Raw genomic sequence first — 3,549 nt, 5'->3', positions numbered from 1 at the left:
ATAAAAGTTTTTACCATAAGATTTTCAAGAAAAATCATGTAATCATTCTTGCTATGCATATGTAACTGGATGATAGACTTCCCAACCCATAGATTCTCTTTAGGAAATCTTTGAAGAATGTCCTTGAATTGGCTATCCAACAACAACTTGTTGTAAAGTATCAATCACGTGTCTTTGTGATGTGAAGAATCAAATACATTTATCCTAGAAAAGGCTCTTCATTGCATCCAGAATTCCTGCAAACTCCAACAAGGAATAGGCAATACGCCACATGATTATGAAGATTAAACCATACAGGATTCGCCAGGTAATAGCTTTCCTGAAGAGAGGAGCAAGAACTGCAGCCCCATAGGACAAGAGGAAGAACCAGAGGAAAGACGCCGAAACAGCTCCCCCTGCAAAAAGATACCTACTCTGCCCAACATAGGTACTGCTGATACTTCCCAGGAGCACCACCGTATCAAGATAGACATGGGGGTTCAAGAGGGTAATTGCCAAGGTAGTGAGCACTATCTGGGCTCTACTTGTTTCACTATGTTCCGTCTCCGCTAAACCCTCAACAGGTTTGAGTGCGGTCAACAAGTTCTTCAGGCCATACACAAAAAGAAAGAGAGCGCCTCCGCCGGCAGCAACGGTAAGCAGATGAGGTGATTGGCTGATAAGACTCCCTACCCCTGCAACTCCCAAGGTAATAAGCACTGCATCCATGAGAGAACAGACAAGTGCAACAAGAAAACGATGTTGCTTCTTGATACCTTGGGTAAGAACGAACGCATTTTGCGCACCGATTGCGATAATGAGGCTGGCTCCAGTTGCCATACCGGTGAAGTAAGGGAGTTCCATGGCATACAGCGTATACAGAAGTGGCATGGTATGCAAAGCAGGAAAGCTCTATCTTAAGTGAAAAGATGTAGAATTAGGATACCTCATCATTTCTAAATGGGTAGAGATGATGGGCAATGGTAGTATATGCTAAAACTTCCTAAATACAGACGGTTGCTTCCGGTTCTGCTCATAACTCCTTCCATGTGCGAACAAGAGCTCGCATTTCCATGATAGATTGATTGAGCATTTCACCAGCCCGGCTCATCGATATAATCTCCCTCTCATAAGCCTCTCGCAAAATGCTCCTCCATAAGGTCGCTGAAATCAAGCCCATGAGGGTCCTCTTCTGCAACCGAATCTGGAAATTCTGCTCTCAAGGAATTTGGTTCGAAATATCTTTTTAAATCATGTCCATAGCTGTCGAAATAGTCCTGTCGAAACCTGATAATGAGATCAGAATAGGAAGAATCCTCTTCAATCTGGAACAGTCTATAGAGGATTGTCATATAGCTTACTTTAAAGATTCTCTTCACTTTCAGCACTCTATCAACATAAGCAAGGCCCCTAAAATGATCTGTTGCTCAGAAACAACACAAAACGGGATAAACCTTCCTCTTTCCCATACTCCAGACTTTTTCATGAATTGGCTACACGATCTTCCCATCCCAAAGAAGCTGTAGGAAATATTTCCAAGGCATGACTTCAATACCATTTCCCAACTTCCTTGGCCGCTCTTCGCAGCATACCAGAATGTATCGATCGCATATCCCTTCCTCCATGAAAGCCTTCAGTCCTCGGTAATCCTTGGAATCTGCCTTTTTGGTGGTTTTGGTCTCAATTGCTACATTCTCTCCTAGCACAAAGTCAACCTCAAAGTTGCTTGTGGTCCTCCAATAGCTAAGGACTTCTTTGCTCTGGATGTAATCGAGGTAGGAACGTAGCTCCATGAACACATAATGCTCGAAAAATGCACCATATTCTGTCTGGATTGAGGTGGGGACAGGAGCATTCTGCAACGCTCTGGCTACTCCAAGGTCAAAGAAATAAAACTTAGGCATCCCATAGGTCTTTCTCTTCTTTCCATTGGTGAAGGAAGGGAGCTCACACCCGATCAGGGTGTCAACGAGGACCTGATACCAACCGGTAACAGCTTGTCTGGAGACACCAACATCGCTGGCAATATTGGTAAAGTTGAGCATCTGTGTGTTTGATAGGGCGGCTACCTCTAGAAATCGTGAGAATTGGGGAAGTTTCCTTGTAACTCCCTCTGCCTGGATCTCCTCGTTGAGGTACAAAGCAACATAGTCGTTAAGTTCCTCATCAGGATGTTCAGAGCAGAAGGCTGAGGGCAATAAGCCTGACTGGAAAATCCTTTCCAAAGTATAGTTGGTGTCTTGTATCTCTGGGAATACCAAAGGATGCATGGTGATATGACCGGCTCTTCCTCCCAAGAGATTGACCCCGCCTGAACGAAGTTTTCTTGCGCTTGAACCGGTGAGCAGGAACCGGATATTCCTCTCTTCAATGAGAAATTGCACTTCCTCCAGCAGCAGTGGCGCTTTCTGGATCTCATCGATCACCACGAGGCAATCATGCAAGTCGCGAGCTTCAATTTCTTCCCTGAGTATGCCTGGATCGGAGAGTACTCTCATCCGAAGCCTACCGTCAAGCAAGTTCCAGCTAAGGCTCACCATGTCTTGCAATTCATTGCGAATGTAGGTGGTCTTTCCTGTCATACGAGGGCCTAAAAGGAATTGCGACTTGGTAGCGAGTCTTTCATTCAACCTCAGGGTACGTTTGATATATGCATCTCTTTTCATTGAAATTGCCACTCCTAATTAACATATATCATGATATACGCTATTAGTGTTTGCGTCAAATAAAAACTTTCCCTATCCATATCGGAGAGTAGGGGTTGGTATCACAAGAGATTTCGAGGAATGGTGTCAACCATTCTTTGGGTACATCCATATATGGTAGACAAGGATTGCTGAGACGGGGGGGTATGGGTTTGCCTGATGACCTTGTCGGGAAAAATAGGAGCATCCTACAGAGCGACAACGCAAAATCCGAATGGTGGATTTGTCATTTTTTTACACGGCTGGAAATACTGAAGATACTCCCCTGTTCACCAGATCCTATTACCATGAGGATAGGACAGCTGAAGTTGGCAGTTTGCTTACCGCCCAAGACAGAAAAACCTCCCTAAGGAGGCAATATATATAGAAGACTTCCAAGAAAGTCGGCCTTGAATAAAATCGGGCAAGTGCCCTCATTCCCAGGTATGTATTCTGGATGGAAGCCCTGTACCCAAAGGTGAGGGAGAAACGGCAAAGTCTATTCCTGTTTCCCAGATCCGGTACAAAGATCCTATCTTTCAGAACCATTCCCAAACAAACCCTTGGAAGGAAGAGGCCTCTCAGAGGAAGCGTTCCATCCGCTCTATGGTCTGCTGTTTTGATTAAACCCCGAATACATGAAGAAAGTATGAAAGAGGTATGAAACAAGCATGAATTGTTGCTGATCATAGAATGCAGGTACTAATTCTCCCAATTTATTTCTACTTTTTGGGTCAGTTTTAGTTGTTTGATACGATTTAATGGCTTAGATTATTTCTCATGGTTCTGACAGGAACAGGATTTGCCCACTGTAGAGAAGATGGCGTGTATGTTGTACCGATTGGATGTTTGAAGCCTTGATACTGAAGTCATTCCCAGCAGAAGA

The 3,549-nt window shown here is 44.2% G+C and carries 3 protein-coding genes; all 3 read right to left on the bottom strand.

Features of this window, described 5'->3' with window-relative positions:
• Positions 1 to 204: 204 nt before the first annotated feature.
• On the bottom strand, positions 205 to 843 hold the full coding sequence (locus AB7S66_RS09740) for a LysE/ArgO family amino acid transporter (protein ID WP_428519496.1): 639 nt from the start codon (positions 841 to 843) through the stop codon (positions 205 to 207).
• A gap of 263 nt (positions 844 to 1,106) precedes the next feature.
• Positions 1,107 to 1,331: a hypothetical protein gene (locus AB7S66_RS09735; protein WP_428519494.1), complete on the bottom strand. Its 225-nt coding sequence runs from the start codon at positions 1,329 to 1,331 to the stop codon at positions 1,107 to 1,109.
• 141 nt (positions 1,332 to 1,472) lie between these two features.
• Complete coding sequence (locus AB7S66_RS09730; RefSeq protein WP_428519492.1) at positions 1,473 to 2,645, bottom strand: ATP-binding protein; 1,173 nt, start codon at positions 2,643 to 2,645, stop codon at positions 1,473 to 1,475.
• Positions 2,646 to 3,549: the final 904 nt, after the last annotated feature.

Source organism: Sphaerochaeta sp. (assembly GCF_050178175.1).
Classification (GTDB): Bacteria; Spirochaetota; Spirochaetia; order Sphaerochaetales; family Sphaerochaetaceae; genus Sphaerochaeta.
Note: the sequence above shows the minus strand (reverse complement) of the source record. Positions and strands in the feature narration are given on the sequence as shown.